This window comes from Microbacterium sp. 22179, assembly GCF_052045715.1.
Taxonomy (GTDB): Bacteria; Actinomycetota; Actinomycetes; order Actinomycetales; family Microbacteriaceae; genus Microbacterium; species Microbacterium galbinum.
In genome coordinates, this window is sequence record NZ_JBQEPJ010000001.1 from 140326 (window position 1) to 154930 (window position 14605).

Here is a 14605-nt window from a genome sequence, read left to right on the forward strand (position 1 = left end):
CCGCGGGCCGCGCTCGATCAGGATGCCTCGGCGATCTCGCCCTCCGACCGCGCAGCCACCGAACCCCGATCGACCGTGATGGTCAGGGCGCTTCCGGCCGGGGCATCCGCCGCATCGCGCAGGATCACACCGCCCTCGAGATGCGCGATCGCGTAGCCGCGCGCGAGCGTCGCCGCCGGTGACAGCGCACGCAGGGAAGCCCGCAGCTCGCTCGTGCGGCGACCGGCGGCATCGAGGTGGCGGGTGAGGGTGTCGCGACCCCGCGAGAGCAGCAGCCACACCTCCTGCGCGCGGGAGTCGATGATCGGGGCGGGGGAGCGGAGCACGGGGCGCGAACGCAATTGTTCGAGCTGCGCGATGTCGTGCGACAGGCGCTGGGTGAGTCGCGTGGTCGCCCGGGAGCGCAGCTGTCCGATCAGGGCGCGCTGCTCGCCGACATCCGGCACGACCCGCTTCGCGGCATCCGTCGGGGTCGACGCGCGCAGGTCGGCGACATCGTCGAGGAGGGGGTGGTCGTTCTCGTGCCCGATCGCACTCACGACCGGCGTCGAGGCGGCGGCGACGGCGCGCACCAGACGCTCGTCGCTGAAGCCGAGGAGGGTCTGCGGATCGCCGCCGCCCCGGGCGATGATGATGACGTCGACGTCGGGATCCGCGTCGAGACGGGCCAGGGCCGCCAGCGTGTCGGGAACGCAGCGCTCGCCCTGCACCGCCGCGTACTCGGTGCGGAAGCGCACCTGCGGCCAGCGCAGCTCGGCGTTGCGGTGCACGTCCTTCTCGGCGTCGGACCTCTCGCCCGTGATGAGCCCGATCACGTGCGGGAGGAACGGCAGCCGCTTCTTGCGCGAGGGGTCGAAGAGGCCTTCCTGACGGAGTTGTGCGCGCAGCTTCTCGAGCCGCTCGAGCTGATCGCCCAGCCCCACGTGCTTCATCGAGGAGACGGTGAAACTGAAGTCGCCGGCCTTCACGAAGTAGTCGGCCTTGACGGCGGCGACGACGTGATCCCCGATCCCGAGGTCGGCGGGAATGCGCCCTCGAACGCTCGACCACACGCGGATCGAGATCTGCGCATCGGACTGCACGTCCTTCAGGCGTGCGAAGACGTTTCCGCCGCGCACGTTCCAGGAGGTGATCTCACCCTCGACCCACACCGTGTTCCAGCGCGCGACGAAGTCCCGGATGGTGGCGTTCAGCCGGGCGACGGAGGTCGGGGCATCCGCCGTCGAATCGCGGGGCGAGACGGCATCCGCCGGCGGGTTCTCGCCGGGGCCGGTGGCTGCTTCGAAGACCGTCATCTGCTCTCGTCCCTGGGGGTTGTCGTGCGGGGGAGGATTCCCGGCTTTCTCAGGGTGGACGCCGGTAGAATCGAGGGGTGACCTCGACTGCCGTTCATCTCCCCATTCCTCGCCTCCCACGCGTGCGTGCGGCGGCCGGGAGGCTTCAGGATAACGCGGTGGCCGGACGCAAGCGCGTGCTGCTCGCCGCGCCGCGCGGATACTGCGCGGGTGTCGATCGCGCCGTCGTCGCCGTCGAGAAGGCTCTCGAGCGTTACGGCGCTCCGGTCTACGTGCGCAAGCAGATCGTTCACAACATCCATGTGGTGAGCGAGCTCGAGGCCAAGGGGGCGATCTTCGTCGAGGAGGTCGACGAGGTTCCGGCCGGGGCACACGTGGTCTTCAGTGCGCACGGCGTCTCGCCGGCCGTCGTGAACGCGGCATCCGATCGCGGCCTGCACGCGATCGACGCGACCTGCCCCCTGGTCACCAAGGTGCATCGCGAGGCCGTGCGCTTCGCCCGTGACGACTTCGAGATCCTGCTCATCGGTCACGAGGGGCACGAGGAGGTCGAGGGCACGGCGGGTGAGGCTCCGGATCACGTGACGATCGTCAACTCGCCGGACGAGGCCGACACGGTCGTTGTGAAGGACCCGAACAAGGTCGTGTGGCTGTCGCAGACCACGCTCTCCGTCGACGAGACGATGGAGACCGTCAACCGTCTGCGCACGCGCTTCCCCGAACTGCACAATCCGCCGTCCGACGACATCTGCTACGCCACGCAGAACCGTCAGGTCGCGATCAAGAAGGTCGCCGTCGGTGCGGATCTCGTCATCGTGGTCGGCTCCGCGAACTCCTCGAACAGCGTGCGCCTGGTCGAAGTCGCGCTCGAGTACGGGGCCAAGGCCGCGTACCGCATCGACTACGCCGAGGAGATCCAGCAGGAGTGGCTCGACGGCGTCGAGACGGTCGGCGTGACGAGCGGGGCATCCGTCCCCGAGGTCCTCGTGCGCGAGGTGCTCGACGCGATCGGCGACGCCGGCTACCGCGACGTCGAAGAGGTGAAGACGGCCGAGGAGGACCTCATGTTCTCGCTGCCGAAAGAACTGCGTCAGGATGCTTCGGGCAAGCGCGACGATCGGGCCCTGGGCGGACGCGCGACCGGAGGAGGCGCGTAGCGTTGAGCGCCGCCGAGGCGGAACCCACGCTCATCGGATCGGTGCAGCGGGCTCTTCGCCTGGTCGACATCGTCGCCAACTCTCCCCGTCCGTTGCCGACCAAGATGCTGGCGGCGATCACCGGGCTCACGCCCGGCACCACCTACAACCTCGTGCGCACGCTCATCCATGAGGGGTACCTGTCGGCCGAGCCCGACGGACTCGTGCTCGGCGCGCGATTTCCGACCTTCCAGCGCGAGATCGACACCCGCGGAGTGTTCCTCGCCCGCGTGCGGGCGGCGCTGCGGTCGGTCACCGACGAGGTCGGGGCCACGGCGTACCTCTCGCGTTACGACGACGGGGAGATGCACCTCATCGACATCGTCGACGCCGAGCAGAACCCGCGTGTCGAGCTGTGGGTCGGACTGCAGTCGAGCGGGCACGCGACGGCGCTGGGCAAGCAGATCCTGGCGGAGCTTCCCGACGACGACCGTCTCGACTACCTCTCGCGTCATCGTCTCGAGGAGCTCACTCCTCGGACCATCAGCGATCGGCGCACGCTGCTGACGCAGCTCGAGCATTCCCCGGGGTGGACCCTCGACCAGGAGGAGTACCTCATCGGCGCGACCTGCGTGGCAGTTCCCGTCATCGCGCCCAACGTCACCGCCTCACTCGCGATCTCCCTGCCGTCGGATCAGGCGATCGTCGACCGCGAGCTGGTGTCGAAGCTGCAGAGGGCGGCACGGCGGTTGTCGCTCCAGCTCGGGGCGGATGCGCTCGGCGGGGACGAGCCTGGGCCGGAGTTCACTATCTGAAAAACCTCAGTGGCAGAGGATTCCACGGTTGCCTATCCTTGTAGGCGTAGGCGTCTGTGCATCACGGCACTACGGGTTGCGAGCAGGATCCCCAGTCCCTCGCGACTGACTGGGATGAGGAAGCGTCCCCAGCGCTCCTCGTCCGCGGCCCCGAGAAGTCCCCACTTTCCGGGGCCGCCACCATTCTCGGAAGATGTTCTGCTGGGAGCTCGGGACAGGCGCGGCCGTTAGCATGGCGGCATGAGCGAACAGCGGCCCCAGTACGGCGAGATCGCCACTCCCGAGGAGCAGCGGCGTGCCGCCGGTCTCCCGCCTCTCTCCGAACTGCCGCCGGTCGAGACCGCTGTCGCGCTGCCGGCCGCGGACGCCGCTACGGATGCACCCCGGCGCGCGCACCCGGTAGACCGCTTCGTGACGATCGGACTTCTCGCCTACGGTCTGGTGAACGTCGTGGTCACCGGTCTGCAGTATCTCGACCTTCCGACCGTGATGAATCAGGTGTTGTCGGTGCTGGGCGCCTCCGGCGAGTTCACCAACTTCGCACAGGGCAGACTCTGGGGGACGATCGCCTCCGTGGTGCTCATCGCCGGGTGGGCGCTGACGGCGACTTTCTCGATCCGTCGTCTGCGCCGCGGGAAGCTCACCTGGTGGCTGCCCCTGGTCGGTGCCGTGGTGACGCTGGGCATCGCGGCGATCTGCATCTCGATCCCGATGATGGGAGACCCCGCGTTCGTCGCCTACATGCAGGGCGGCACCGGCTCCTGATCGATCGCGCCCTGCCGCTACGCAGAAGGAAAAGAACGGGTACCCCGCCTCGCGGCAGGGCACCCGTTCTTCTCGTGCGGTGGGTCAGCTCTTCGACTGACCGTACGAGCCCAGCTGGCGAGTGGACTCGATGACGCGGGCGGCCATCGCGGTCTCGGCGATCTTGCCCCAGGCGCGCGGGTCGTACTGCTTCTTGTTGCCGACCTCGCCGTCGACCTTCAGCACGCCGTCGTAGTTCTTGAACATGTAGTCGGCGATCGCGCGCGTGTAGGCGTACTGCGTGTCGGTGTCGATGTTCATCTTGATGACACCGTTCGCGACCGCCGTGGCGATCTCCTCGTCGGTCGAGCCCGAGCCGCCGTGGAAGACGAGGTCGAGGGGCTTGGGGCCCGTGCCGTACTTGGCGGCGACCTCGGCCTGGATGTCGCCGAGCAGCTCGGGGCGCAGCTTCACGCCACCCGGCTTGTAGACGCCGTGCACGTTGCCGAAGGTGAGGGCGGCGATGTAACGGCCCTGCTCGCCGAGACCGAGCGCCTGGACGGCCTGGTCGACGTCGGAGAAGGTCGTGTAGAGGGCGTCGTTCGAGCCCTCGTGCTGGACGCCGTCCTCTTCGCCGCCGACGACGCCGATCTCGACCTCGAGGATCGCGTTGATCGCCTTCATACGGGGGAGGAGGTCCTTCGCGATCTCGATGTTCTCGGCGAGCGGCACGGCCGAGCCGTCCCACATGTGCGACTGGAAGATCGGGTTGCGGCCGGCCTTCACCTCTTCTTCGGAGGCGGAGATCAGCGGCTCGACGAATCCGGCGAGGGCGTCCTTCGGGCAGTGGTCGGTGTGGAGGGCGACCGTGATCGGGTAGTTCTTGGCGACCTCGGTCGCGAAGCGGGCGAAGGCGAGGGCGCCGGTCGCGCGGCCCTTGACGGTGTGGCCGGCGAAGTAGTCCGCGCCACCGGTCGTGACCTGGATGATGCCGTCGGAGCCGGCCTCGGTCAGCCCCTGGAGGACGGAGTTGATCGTCTGCGAGCTCGAGACGTTGAACGCGGGGTACGCGAAGCCGCCGGCCTTCGCGCGGTCGAGCATTTCGGCGTACTGATCCGGGGTGGCGACGGGCATGAGAACTCCTGCGGTAGATGAAGCCTGGGACAGCAGTCACTCTAGCCGGGAGCGCGGACGGATGCCGGGGGCCGGGGTCCGACGCCGGCACGTGTCTCCTACCGTTCTGTTAAGAAACGCGAATCCTTCACGGTCTCGACGGGGAAAACAGGGCGTTTCGCCCATGCCCGCTGGCTAGGCTGACCCCATGGTGAGTCTTACTGCTGATCTGAGCCCGCTTCGACCCGACCGCAACCTCGCGATGGAGCTGGTGAGGGCGACGGAGGCGGCGGCGATCCGCGCCGTGCCGTTCATCGGGCGGGGAGCGAAGGAGGCCGCCGACGGTGCGGCCGTCGACGCGATGCGCGCCTTCCTCGGCACGGTCGACTTCCAGGGGCGTGTGGTGATCGGCGAGGGCGAGAAGGACAACGCTCCGATGCTGTTCAACGGTGAGGTCGTCGGAACGGGACGCGGTCCCGAATGCGACATCGCCGTCGACCCGATCGACGGCACCTCGCTCACGGCTGCAGGACGGCAGAACGCGCTCTCGGTCATCGCGGTCTCGGACCGCGGCTCGATGCTCGATGCGTCGACCGTCTTCTACATGGACAAGCTCGTCACAGGACCCGCGGGCGTGGGTGTCGTCGACATCCGCCTCCCGATCGCCGAGAACATCCGTCGCCTCGCCGGCGCTCTCGAGAAGCCTGTAGACGAGATCGTCGTGTCGGTGCTCAACCGTCCCCGCCACGAGCAGCTCATCCAGGAGATCCGTGATGCGGGCGCGGGGACGCGTCTGATGAGCGATGGCGACGTCGCCGGTGGCATCAATGCGGCGCGCCATGACGCGCGCACCGACATGTGCGTCGGTGTCGGCGGCAGCCCGGAGGGCATCGTCACCGCCTGCGCGATCAAGGCTCTCGGTGGACACATCCAGGGACGCCTCTGGCCGCGCGACGATGACGAGCGCCAGCGCGGGATCGACGCGGGACTCGAGATGGATCGCGTGTACGAGGCGGATGATCTGGTGCAGGGCAACAACACGATCTTCGTCGCGACCGGTGTCACGGACGGCCAGCTCGTCGCGGGCGTGCGCCGCGAGCGCGGGTACGTGTACACCGAGAGCGTCGTGCTGCGCGGGGCGTCGGGAACGCTGCGACGGATCGCCTCGGAGCACCTCGTCTCGAAGTGGTTGTGATCCTCGCGGGATGATGCATCGAGGCTTCCGGCGCGTGTCGGGGGCCTCGTCATCGTTACCGACCCGGTATCCCTCCTGCGCGCCCGATCCTGCGATTCTTCGTGGGTCGTGTCAGACTTGAGCCTGGGTTTGTCGCCGAGGACGGAGCCATCTGGCACCGCAGGCACAGGAGGGCGAACACATGACCACGCCGCAGACACGCAGCTCGAAGGCCGCGCCGACGAAGATCGTCACCACCAACACCGGACGCATTCTCCGCGTGAGCGCGGCGGATGCCGAGGGCAGCATCGCGGCGGCCACGCCTGCGGTGCCCGCCGCTCAGCCGGTCGTCGATCCGGCTCGTCGCGCCGATGTGCTCTTCCGCAAGCGCCGTGCCGAGGGGCAGGAGATGAGCGCCTGGTGGATGATCGGGGCCTTCCTCGCGACCAGCGGGCTCGTCATCATCCTGCTCAGTGGCGTTCCGGTGTGATCGGAGCGTCGATCCGATCGCGGACCGCACCGATCTCTGCCTGAGCGGTCTCGCCGCGTACCGGTTCCTCGACCAGTTCTGATGCCGTGAATCGGCGCGCGCTCGCGGTGATGCGCGCCGGCTGGGCATCGAGCGTGGTCGCGTCGATGCCGGGGAACTGGCGTGCGGTCACGAGGACGCGGGTCTCGAGCGACCCGGCGAAGCGGTTGTAGCTGTCGACCGTGCGCTCCAGCGCGCGGCGGAGGTCGTCGGCATGACCTGCGAGGGTTCCGAGGCGGTCGTAGAGCTGCGTGCCGAGGTTCAGGAGCGTGCGGGCCTCGGTCGACACCTCCTGCTGCGTCCACGTGTACGCAACGGTCTTCAGGACGGCCCAGAGATTGACCGGGGAGGCGAGAGCCACGCGTCGACCGAACGCGTAGTCGAGGAGGGTCGGGTCCTCGTCGATCGCGGCGGCGAGCAGGGATTCGCTGGGGAGGAAGCAGATCACGAACTCGGGGCTGGAATCGAGTCCCGCCCAGTACGCCTTCTTCGCGAGAGCATCGACGTGTGCGCGCACCGCCTTGACGTGCTTCTGCATGTGCGCTCGGCGCTGAGCCTCGTGCGCATCTCCCGACGGCAGCGCCGACGCCTCGAGGTAGGCGTCGAGCGGCACCTTGGCATCGACGGCGATCGAGGCACCGCCGGCGAGACGGATCACCATGTCGGGTCGGCCCTGCCCGCGATCCGACGAGATCGTGGCCTGCAGGTCGAAGTCGACGTGCCGCGTCAATCCCGCAGCCTCGACCACGCGCCGCAGCTGGGTCTCGCCCCAGACGCCGCGCGTGGCGGTCGAGCGCAGCGCTCCGGCGAGCGACTCCGTCGTCGCGCGCAGTGCCTCGTCGGACTCCTGCGCTCGCCGCAACTGCTCGGCGAGTGAGCCGAACTGGGCGTGGCGCTCCTGCTCGATCGTCGCGACCTTCTGCTGCATCTGCTGCAGGCTCTCGCGCACCGGGGCGAGCGCGGTGAGCACGGCGTTCTGCTGCTGCACCCGCTGCGCCTCCGCTCGTTGCTCGACGCGCGCGTGCTCGACGGCATCGCGGTAGAGGTCGTACTGGCGATCGCGATCGTCGCGGGCCGCGGCGAGCTCGGCCTGTACGCGGGCGAACTCGGCGGCACCTCGGCCGGCGCGCAGGAACCAGCCGAGCGCCGCCCCGGCGCACAGAGCGGCGATGACGAGGAGAACGATCAGGGGAGCATCCATGTGCTCATGATGCCCCTGGCCGCCGACATTGCCGGGAGGCGTCCCGGTCAGGCGACGGCGCGCTCCTCGCGGACGACCGGCGCGCCACCGAGTCGCAGTCCCAAGATCTCGGCCAGCATCTCGACGTCCGAGGCTGCGGCGCGGCGCGCGGCATCGATCACGATCTGCGCGCAGGCCCGAGCATCCGCCAGCGCATCGTGATGCGAGAACTCGGCGAACCCGGCGGCTGCTGCCGCCTTCGGGAGGCGATAGGAGTCGAGCTGGTAGGTCTTGCGCGCGACCTGCAGGCTGCAGAGCGAGCGATACGGAGGGCATACGCCGCCGGTCGCTTCGGATGCGCGGCGGAGCACGTTGAGGTCGAAGCCGGCGTTGTGCGCGACGAGCACATCGGACCCGGCGAAGTCGCACAGGCGGTCGAACTGCTCGGTCCACGTGGCGGCCGTGAGAACGTCTTCGGGCTGGATGCCGTGGATGCGGACGTTCCACTCCTGGAACTCGTCGTGCCCGGGCGGGGGCTGGATCAGCCACCCGGCCTGCGCCACGACCTCGCCGCCGCGCACGCGCACGAGGCCGACGGAACAGGCGGAGGCGGGGCTGGAGTTCGCCGTCTCGAAGTCGATCGCTGTGAAGTCCAGGGGCACGAATCCACTCTCGCCCGGGCGTCCTGTTCGCGGCGGGCGGCGCGCCGTATGCTGACGACATGGCGGACAGCAGAGCGACGTCGTTCGGCGCGCAGGCGCAGGACTACGAGGTGGGGCGGCCCGAGTACCCCTTCGACGCGGTGGCATGGATGCTCGAGATCCTGCCCGCCGGGGCGCAGCGCGTCGCGGACGTCGGGGCCGGAACGGGCAAGCTCACCCGCGCCATCGCGCACGCTCCGGGCGCTCAGATCGTCGCGATCGATCCCGACCCGGCCATGCTCGCCGCCCTGCGCGAGAACGTGCCGGGCGTGCCCACGTTCCTCGGCACCGCCGAATCCCTTCCGCTGCCGGACGACAGCCTCGACGCCGTCGTGCTCGGTCAGGCCTGGCACTGGGTCGACCCGGTCCGAGCCTCCGCCGAGATCGGACGTGCGGTGCGCGCGGATGGAGCGCTCGGGCTGATCTGGAACATCCGCGACGAGCGCGTCGAGTGGGTGCGCGACCTCAGCCGCATCATGCACCGCAGCGCGGCGGAAGAGGCGCTCGCCGCCGGTGACCCTGTCGTCGCCGCACCCTTCGGCTCGCTCGAGAGCGAGAGCTGGGAATGGTCGCGGCCGATGACACGCGAACAGCTCCACCGGATGGCTTCGTCGCGCAGCGCGGTGATCACCGCGACATCCGAGGAGCAGGAGCGTATCCACAGGGAGATGGACGCCCTCTTCGACGACCTCGAGTTCACCGACGGAGTCATCGATCTGCCCTACGTGACGAAGGCGTTCCGCGCCCGTCGCGGCTGATCGCCACGGGCGAGCGATCCGACGAGGGTACGCGTCACGACAGGTAGACTCGTTCCCCGTGGCTCTCACTATCGGAATCGTCGGCCTGCCCAACGTCGGCAAGTCCACCCTCTTCAACGCACTCACCAAGAACGACGTGCTCGCAGCGAACTACCCGTTCGCGACGATCGAGCCCAACGTCGGCGTGGTGAACCTGCCGGACCCGCGGCTCGACAAGCTCGCGGAGATCTTCGGCAGCGAGCGCATCCTGCCCGCTGCGGTGTCGTTCGTCGACATCGCTGGCATCGTGCGCGGCGCCAGCGAGGGGGAGGGGCTGGGCAACCAGTTCCTCGCGAACATCCGCGAGGCCGACGCGATCGCTCAGGTCGTGCGTGGTTTCGCCGACGACGACGTGGTGCACGTCGACGGTGCGGTGAACCCGGCATCCGACATGGAGACGATCAACGCCGAGCTGATGCTCGCCGACCTCCAGACCGTCGAGAAGGCGATCACCCGGTACGAGAAGGAAGTCCGCGGCAAGAAGATCGACCCGTCGGTCCTCGATGCGGCAAACGCGGCGAAGGACGCTCTCGAGCGCGGTCAGCTGCTCTCGGTCAGCGGCCTCGACCTCGAGCCCATCCGCGAACTCGGGCTCCTCACCGTGAAGCCCGTCATCTTCGTCTTCAACGTCGACGAGGCAGTCCTCACCGACGACGCACGCAAGGCAGAGCTCGCCGCGCTTGTCGCTCCGGCTCAGGCGATCTTCCTCGACGCGAAGATCGAGTCGGAACTCATCGACCTCGACCCCGAGGACGCCGCCGAGCTGCTCGCGGCGACCGGCCAGGACGAGTCCGGCCTCGACCAGCTCGCCCGCATCGGCTTCGCCACGCTCGGACTGCAGACGTACCTCACCGCCGGTCCGAAGGAAGCGCGCGCCTGGACGATCCCGCAGGGCGCCAAGGCTCCGCAGGCGGCCGGTGTCATCCACACCGACTTCGAGAAGGGCTTCATCAAGGCGGAGATCGTCTCGTTCGAGGACCTCGTCGAGACCGGATCGGTCGTCGAAGCCCGTGCCAAGGGTAAGGCCCGCCTCGAGGGCAAGGACTACGTCATGAAGGACGGCGACGTCGTGGAGTTCCGCTTCAACAACTGAGGTCGGCGCACGAGAAGGTTCCGCGTCTCCGCTTCTCCTGCACAGTCGGCGAGTCTGCCGACTTGTGACCTAATGGTGCATCGCCGTTCCGAACGTGCCCGGTGCGTGCAACAGGCTCGATGCATGGGAATCGGATACTACGCATACGCTTTCGACGCCGAGCACACGGACCGCGCTGTGGCCGATCCGATGAGTTTCATCGGCGACGATCCGCTTGCGGATGCCTGGGGTATGCCGCATGGGGGCGCAGATCGCGCAGACCGACTTTCAGCAGTCCGTGCCCAAGGCCGAGATGCTGTACCTCGACAAAGCGTGGCGCGAGCTTCAAGCCCTGACCGGTCCCTCGCCCGAACGGGAGACGCCTCGACCTTCCTATCGCATGTTCGAAGGGCAGGTTGCGATGCACGATCGCGGGTGGACGCCCTTCGTCCGCGGCGTCGCCCCGCGGGAGATCCCCGCCATCGCGGACGACCTGGTCAGCCTCCTCCAAGAAGTGCGCGATCACGCCAGAGCTGATCGCGAGTCTCGCTACGTCGAGGACTTCCTCACGCGTGCGGTCGATTTCGTCCACGGCGTGGCCGCATCTAATCGGGGCTTCGCCTACCTGATCGGATGATGATGACGACTCGCGGCACTGCGATATCATCGAGTGATATCACGATGAAAGGCGGTCGCCGCATGGCATCGATCATCGTTCGCGGACTCGACGAACTGGTCAAGGAGCAACTCGCCCTGCGGGCGCGGGAGCACGGGCGTTCGATGGAGGCCGAGGTGCGCGACATCCTCACGCGAGCGGCAGGTCGCCCGCACATCGGCGTCGCGTTCATGACCGCCGCGCAGGCAATCGGCGGTGCCGATGACCTCGTGATTCCCGAGCGCGACGATGTCGCTCGTGCTGCGGACTTCTCGTGATCGTCCTCGACACGAACGTCGTCTCGGAGGTCATCCGCGCGGAGCCGAACGGTGACGTCGTCGCATGGATGCGATCGCTGACGGGAGAGGTCGCCATCACCGCGATCACGCTCGCCGAACTCCTCGCGGGAGTTCGCAGACTTCCCGACGGACGCAGAAAGGACATCCTGGCGTCCGTCATCGAACGCGCGATCGATCCGTTCCGAGGGAGCCGCGCCATCCTGGCGTTCGACGAGGGCGCGGCCGAACACTACGCGGCCGTCCTCGAGGTGCGTGAGGAGGCCGGGCTCCCGATCAGCACGGCCGACGCCCAGATCGCAGCGATCTGCCTGGCGTACGGGGCGACGTGCGCGACGCGCAACGTCAAGGACTTCGCGCACACGGGTGTCGAGGTGCTCGACCCGTGGGTGACCTCCACCACCTGACCAGGACACAGCGCGGCTTGTCGCCGCCACACAGGGACCGCCGTCACGGGGTCACGGGGGTTACGTCTGACGGCCGAGATCCTGCCTCAGGATCTCGGGCCAGACCTCGATGTCCGCGGGCGCGCGCGCAACCCTCAGGGTCGCGTGCGGGAGGATCTCGACGAGTGCCTCCGCCGTCGACAGCGGATGCCCCGGGTCATCGGTCCACGCCAGGATCGATGTCGGCACCGCGATGCGGGCGACGGCCTCCGGCGCGGGCAGATCGCTGAGTGCCGCCCCTCGCAGGACCGACGGCAGAAGCGTCTCGGTGACGTCGGGCCCCGGATCGGGCACGGCCTCGGCCTCTGGCGAGGGTGCGGGGCCGCGCGTGCTCGCGAGATACGCCTCCATACCCTCGGCGTCGATGAGATCGGCCGCGGCTCGATAGTTCGCGGCCTGAGCGGGTCGGGTATCCCACGCCGTGGGCGGCGCCATGAGCGTGAGTCCGGTGAAGCGTTCCGGCGCGATCGTCGCAGCGTGCAGCAGTGTCGCGGTGCCCATGGAGGGGCCGACGCCGTGAACGCGCTCGCCCGGGAACCAGTGGTCGAGCAGTCGCAGGAGGTCGTCGGCGAGGGTCTGCCAGCGATAGTCCTCGGGGACCTTCCGCCCGGTCGACCGGCCGTGGCCGCGCGCGTCGTAGCGCAGCAGTCGCGTTCCGCTGAGTCCTCGGCCGAGGTCGAGGTCGAGTCCTCGATCGCGCGCCCGGCTCGCGGTGAGGCCGTGCAGTTGGACGACCGGGTGGCCGCCTTCATCGCTCATGGCGACGGCCAGCTCGGCTCCAGGCACCTCGAATGTGGGCATCAGACTCCTCGATCGATGACGGAACGGGACCGCTCGGGCAGTGGTTGTGAGTTCACATTATCCGGACGATATGGTGCTCCCATGCGCCTGACGAATGTGACGCACCTCCGCCTCCCGTTCGGACGGCTCTGGGGGTACGACGTCACCGCGTCCGCGCCCGGACGACGCCTCCCCGTGTCGTTCGATCAGCGCCTCCATGTCGGGGCGGGCGATCGACCCGGATCGTGGATGGCGCTTTCCTTCCGGCTGCCTGCACCGATTCCTCGCGAGTCGATCGCCGCCGCCTGGCTGGAGGTGATCGCTCGACATGGCACGCTGCGGACGGCGTTCGTCGCCGGTGCAGACGGCGAGCCGGAGCTCCACGAGATCGAGATCGGTCCCGGCAGTTGGGTCGAACATCAGGTCGGCTCGGGGCAGGCCGTCAACGACGCGTTGCGGGATGTCCTCGATGAGGCATGCTCGCCGTACCGGCATCCGTCGCACCGCCTCTGCGTGTTGGAGACGGCTGCCGGTCTCACGGTCGTCATCGCTGCGGACCACGCGCACGTCGACATGTGGTCGATGCTGGTAATCGCGCGCGACCTGCTGTCCGCGCTCGACGCCGGGCGCGTCGGTGCGCAGTCGACGTCACGGCCGGCACCGGCATTCGTCGAACACACGCAGACTCTGTTGGATCGGGACGCGGCACCCGACCACGTGCGTCGGCGGTGGGAGGACATCATCGACGGCAGCGGCGGCGTGATGCCGCAGTTCCCGTTATCGCTGGGTACTCCTGAGCCGCATCGTGAGCGCGTAGAAGTGCGCGACGTGTTCGATGTCGACGATGCCGCGGCCTTCGCCGCACAGGCGCGCGACGACGGCGTCTCGACCCTCGCGCGCGCCGTCGTCGCGATGACCGCGGTGACCCGAGAACTGGCGGATGCCCCGCTTCGCGCCGTGTTCCCCGTGCACAGCCGATTCGAGGACACCTGGCACGACTCGGTCGGATGGTTCATCACCAACTCCGTCCTCGAGTCGGGCGTCGCAGAACCGCTCGCGGCGGCGGCCGCAGTCAAAGAGGCGGTGCAACTCGGCGCCTGGCCGCTCGCGGACGTCCTCGCGCCGTGGGGCGGCATGCCCGTCGCCCCCGGGATGTTCGCGATCTCGTGGCTCGACCTGCGCAGGCTTCCCGTGCGCATCGACTCCGTCGGCCTCGACGCCCAGTACGTCAGCGCGGCGACCGACACGGACGGGGTCATGCTGTGGTTCATCCTGGATGAGTCGGGCCTGCACCTGAGATGCCGCTACCCCGACACGGCGGAGGCTCGCGCGAACGTCGGCGGATGGCTCGACCTCCTCGTCGCCCGGCTGCAGGCGGATGCGCGGTCGTCCGTGCGGGGACGCCTGCAGGTGGCGGGCCGAGAGTTCCGGCTCGAACGGGCGAATCGAGACGACATCGGGGCCATTGCCGCGCTGCTGCTCGACGATCAGTTCGGCCGGGATCGGGAGAGCGTCGAGCTCGAGCGCTACGAGGCGGCCTTCAGCGCGGTCGCGCGCGACGGATCCAACTACCTGGGGGTCGTCCGCGACAGCGACGATCGCCCGGTCGCCACGATGCAGCTCACCGTCATCCCGGGCCTCTCCCGCGGTGGGGCGACCCGGCTCCAGATCGAGGGACTGCGCGTCGCTGCAGGGACGCGGTCCCAGGGGCTGGGGGCGGCGATGCTCGAATGGGCGCACGAGTTCGGGAGGGCGCGAGGCGCCCGGCTGTCGCAGGTCACCACCGACGATGCGCGGGAGCGGACGCGCGCCTTCTACACCCGACACGGGTACCAGACCGCCCATGTCGGACTGAAGAGGGAGATCTAGCCG

The 14605-nt window shown here is 68.8% G+C and carries 16 protein-coding genes; 11 read left to right on the forward strand and 5 right to left on the reverse strand.

Translation table 11 applies throughout. The features are described 5' to 3' along the window. Window positions 1-17: 17 nt before the first annotated feature. The gene (xseA, locus tag ACTJKK_RS00630; protein WP_247632615.1) at window positions 18-1295 is read right to left on the reverse strand and encodes an exodeoxyribonuclease VII large subunit; all 1278 of its coding nucleotides are present in this window, start codon (window positions 1293-1295) and stop codon (window positions 18-20) included. 122 nt (window positions 1296-1417) lie between these two features. Between xseA and ACTJKK_RS00635 the strand changes: the two genes are divergently transcribed. From ACTJKK_RS00635 to ACTJKK_RS00645, 3 genes are all read left to right on the forward strand, one after another. Further along, the gene (locus ACTJKK_RS00635) at window positions 1418-2452 is read left to right on the forward strand and encodes a 4-hydroxy-3-methylbut-2-enyl diphosphate reductase (RefSeq protein WP_372491953.1); all 1035 of its coding nucleotides are present in this window, start codon (window positions 1418-1420) and stop codon (window positions 2450-2452) included. Window positions 2453-2454: 2 nt separating this feature from the next. Continuing rightward, window positions 2455-3246, forward strand: a complete 792-nt coding sequence (locus ACTJKK_RS00640; protein WP_440746648.1) for an IclR family transcriptional regulator — start codon at window positions 2455-2457, stop codon at window positions 3244-3246. Between the two features lie 240 nt (window positions 3247-3486). Continuing rightward, window positions 3487-4011 carry a DUF6264 family protein gene (locus ACTJKK_RS00645; protein WP_440746649.1) on the forward strand — a complete coding sequence of 175 codons (525 nt, stop codon included), beginning with the start codon at window positions 3487-3489 and terminating at the stop codon, window positions 4009-4011. Window positions 4012-4095: 84 nt separating this feature from the next. Here ACTJKK_RS00645 and fbaA read toward each other — a convergent pair whose 3' ends face one another. After that, the gene (fbaA, locus tag ACTJKK_RS00650; protein ID WP_247623004.1) at window positions 4096-5124 is read right to left on the reverse strand and encodes a class II fructose-bisphosphate aldolase; all 1029 of its coding nucleotides are present in this window, start codon (window positions 5122-5124) and stop codon (window positions 4096-4098) included. A 187-nt stretch (window positions 5125-5311) separates the two neighbouring features. Here fbaA and glpX point away from each other — a divergent pair, with 187 nt between their 5' ends. Both glpX and ACTJKK_RS00660 read left to right on the forward strand, forming a co-directional pair. After that, a complete protein-coding gene (glpX, locus tag ACTJKK_RS00655) occupies window positions 5312-6298 on the forward strand; it encodes a class II fructose-bisphosphatase (RefSeq protein WP_247632612.1) in 987 nt (328 codons plus the stop codon). Window positions 6299-6479: 181 nt separating this feature from the next. Beyond that, window positions 6480-6767: a hypothetical protein gene (locus ACTJKK_RS00660; protein WP_247623002.1), complete on the forward strand. Its 288-nt coding sequence runs from the start codon at window positions 6480-6482 to the stop codon at window positions 6765-6767. Here the strand turns inward: ACTJKK_RS00660 and ACTJKK_RS00665 are convergent. Beyond that, window positions 6748-8007 (reverse strand): DNA recombination protein RmuC, encoded by a 1260-nt coding sequence (locus ACTJKK_RS00665; protein WP_440746650.1) that lies wholly within the window; start codon window positions 8005-8007, stop codon window positions 6748-6750. The two genes, ACTJKK_RS00660 and ACTJKK_RS00665, sit on opposite strands and share 20 nt — an antisense overlap. A 47-nt stretch (window positions 8008-8054) precedes the next feature. Further along, complete coding sequence (locus ACTJKK_RS00670) at window positions 8055-8648, reverse strand: 3'-5' exonuclease (protein ID WP_404596733.1); 594 nt, start codon at window positions 8646-8648, stop codon at window positions 8055-8057. Window positions 8649-8707: 59 nt separating this feature from the next. On the opposite strand from ACTJKK_RS00670, the gene ACTJKK_RS00675 reads away from it, so the two are divergent. The 5 genes from ACTJKK_RS00675 (at window position 8708) to ACTJKK_RS00695 (ending at window position 11914) form a co-directional block, all read left to right on the forward strand. Beyond that, window positions 8708-9445 (forward strand): class I SAM-dependent methyltransferase, encoded by a 738-nt coding sequence (locus tag ACTJKK_RS00675; RefSeq protein ID WP_440746651.1) that lies wholly within the window; start codon window positions 8708-8710, stop codon window positions 9443-9445. Between the two features lie 58 nt (window positions 9446-9503). Continuing rightward, a complete protein-coding gene (gene ychF, locus ACTJKK_RS00680) occupies window positions 9504-10577 on the forward strand; it encodes a redox-regulated ATPase YchF (RefSeq protein WP_247955833.1) in 1074 nt (357 codons plus the stop codon). Between the two features lie 238 nt (window positions 10578-10815). Further along, entirely contained in the window at window positions 10816-11193 is a 378-nt protein-coding gene (locus tag ACTJKK_RS00685) for a hypothetical protein (protein WP_440746652.1), read from the forward strand. Window positions 11194-11255: 62 nt separating this feature from the next. Then, entirely contained in the window at window positions 11256-11489 is a 234-nt protein-coding gene (locus tag ACTJKK_RS00690; protein WP_440746653.1) for a FitA-like ribbon-helix-helix domain-containing protein, read from the forward strand. After that, a complete protein-coding gene (locus ACTJKK_RS00695; protein WP_247955835.1) occupies window positions 11486-11914 on the forward strand; it encodes a type II toxin-antitoxin system VapC family toxin in 429 nt (142 codons plus the stop codon). Before ACTJKK_RS00690 ends, ACTJKK_RS00695 begins: the two co-directional genes overlap by 4 nt. 60 nt (window positions 11915-11974) lie before the next feature. On the opposite strand, the gene ACTJKK_RS00700 is transcribed toward ACTJKK_RS00695, so the two are convergent. Next, window positions 11975-12754: an alpha/beta fold hydrolase gene (locus ACTJKK_RS00700; protein ID WP_440746654.1), complete on the reverse strand. Its 780-nt coding sequence runs from the start codon at window positions 12752-12754 to the stop codon at window positions 11975-11977. Between the two features lie 81 nt (window positions 12755-12835). Between ACTJKK_RS00700 and ACTJKK_RS00705 the strand changes: the two genes are divergently transcribed. Continuing rightward, on the forward strand, window positions 12836-14602 hold the full coding sequence (locus ACTJKK_RS00705) for a GNAT family N-acetyltransferase (RefSeq protein WP_440746655.1): 1767 nt from the start codon (window positions 12836-12838) through the stop codon (window positions 14600-14602). Window positions 14603-14605 lie beyond the last annotated feature (3 nt).

Bases quoted from the DNA above. Each gene is read 5' to 3' on its own strand.
- xseA (WP_247632615.1), bottom strand. From the start codon at position 1,295: ATGACGGTCTTCGAAGCAGCCACCGGCCCCGGCGAGAACCCGCCGGCG.
- ACTJKK_RS00645 (WP_440746649.1), top strand. From the start codon at position 3,487: ATGAGCGAACAGCGGCCCCAGTACGGCGAGATCGCCACTCCCGAGGAG.
- fbaA (WP_247623004.1), bottom strand. From the start codon at position 5,124: ATGCCCGTCGCCACCCCGGATCAGTACGCCGAAATGCTCGACCGCGCG.
- glpX (WP_247632612.1), top strand. From the start codon at position 5,312: ATGGTGAGTCTTACTGCTGATCTGAGCCCGCTTCGACCCGACCGCAAC.
- ACTJKK_RS00660 (WP_247623002.1), top strand. From the start codon at position 6,480: ATGACCACGCCGCAGACACGCAGCTCGAAGGCCGCGCCGACGAAGATC.
- ACTJKK_RS00665 (WP_440746650.1), bottom strand. From the start codon at position 8,007: ATGGATGCTCCCCTGATCGTTCTCCTCGTCATCGCCGCTCTGTGCGCC.
- ACTJKK_RS00675 (WP_440746651.1), top strand. From the start codon at position 8,708: ATGGCGGACAGCAGAGCGACGTCGTTCGGCGCGCAGGCGCAGGACTAC.
- ACTJKK_RS00685 (WP_440746652.1), top strand. From the start codon at position 10,816: ATGGGGGCGCAGATCGCGCAGACCGACTTTCAGCAGTCCGTGCCCAAG.
- ACTJKK_RS00690 (WP_440746653.1), top strand. From the start codon at position 11,256: ATGGCATCGATCATCGTTCGCGGACTCGACGAACTGGTCAAGGAGCAA.
- ACTJKK_RS00700 (WP_440746654.1), bottom strand. From the start codon at position 12,754: ATGCCCACATTCGAGGTGCCTGGAGCCGAGCTGGCCGTCGCCATGAGC.
- ACTJKK_RS00705 (WP_440746655.1), top strand. From the start codon at position 12,836: ATGCGCCTGACGAATGTGACGCACCTCCGCCTCCCGTTCGGACGGCTC.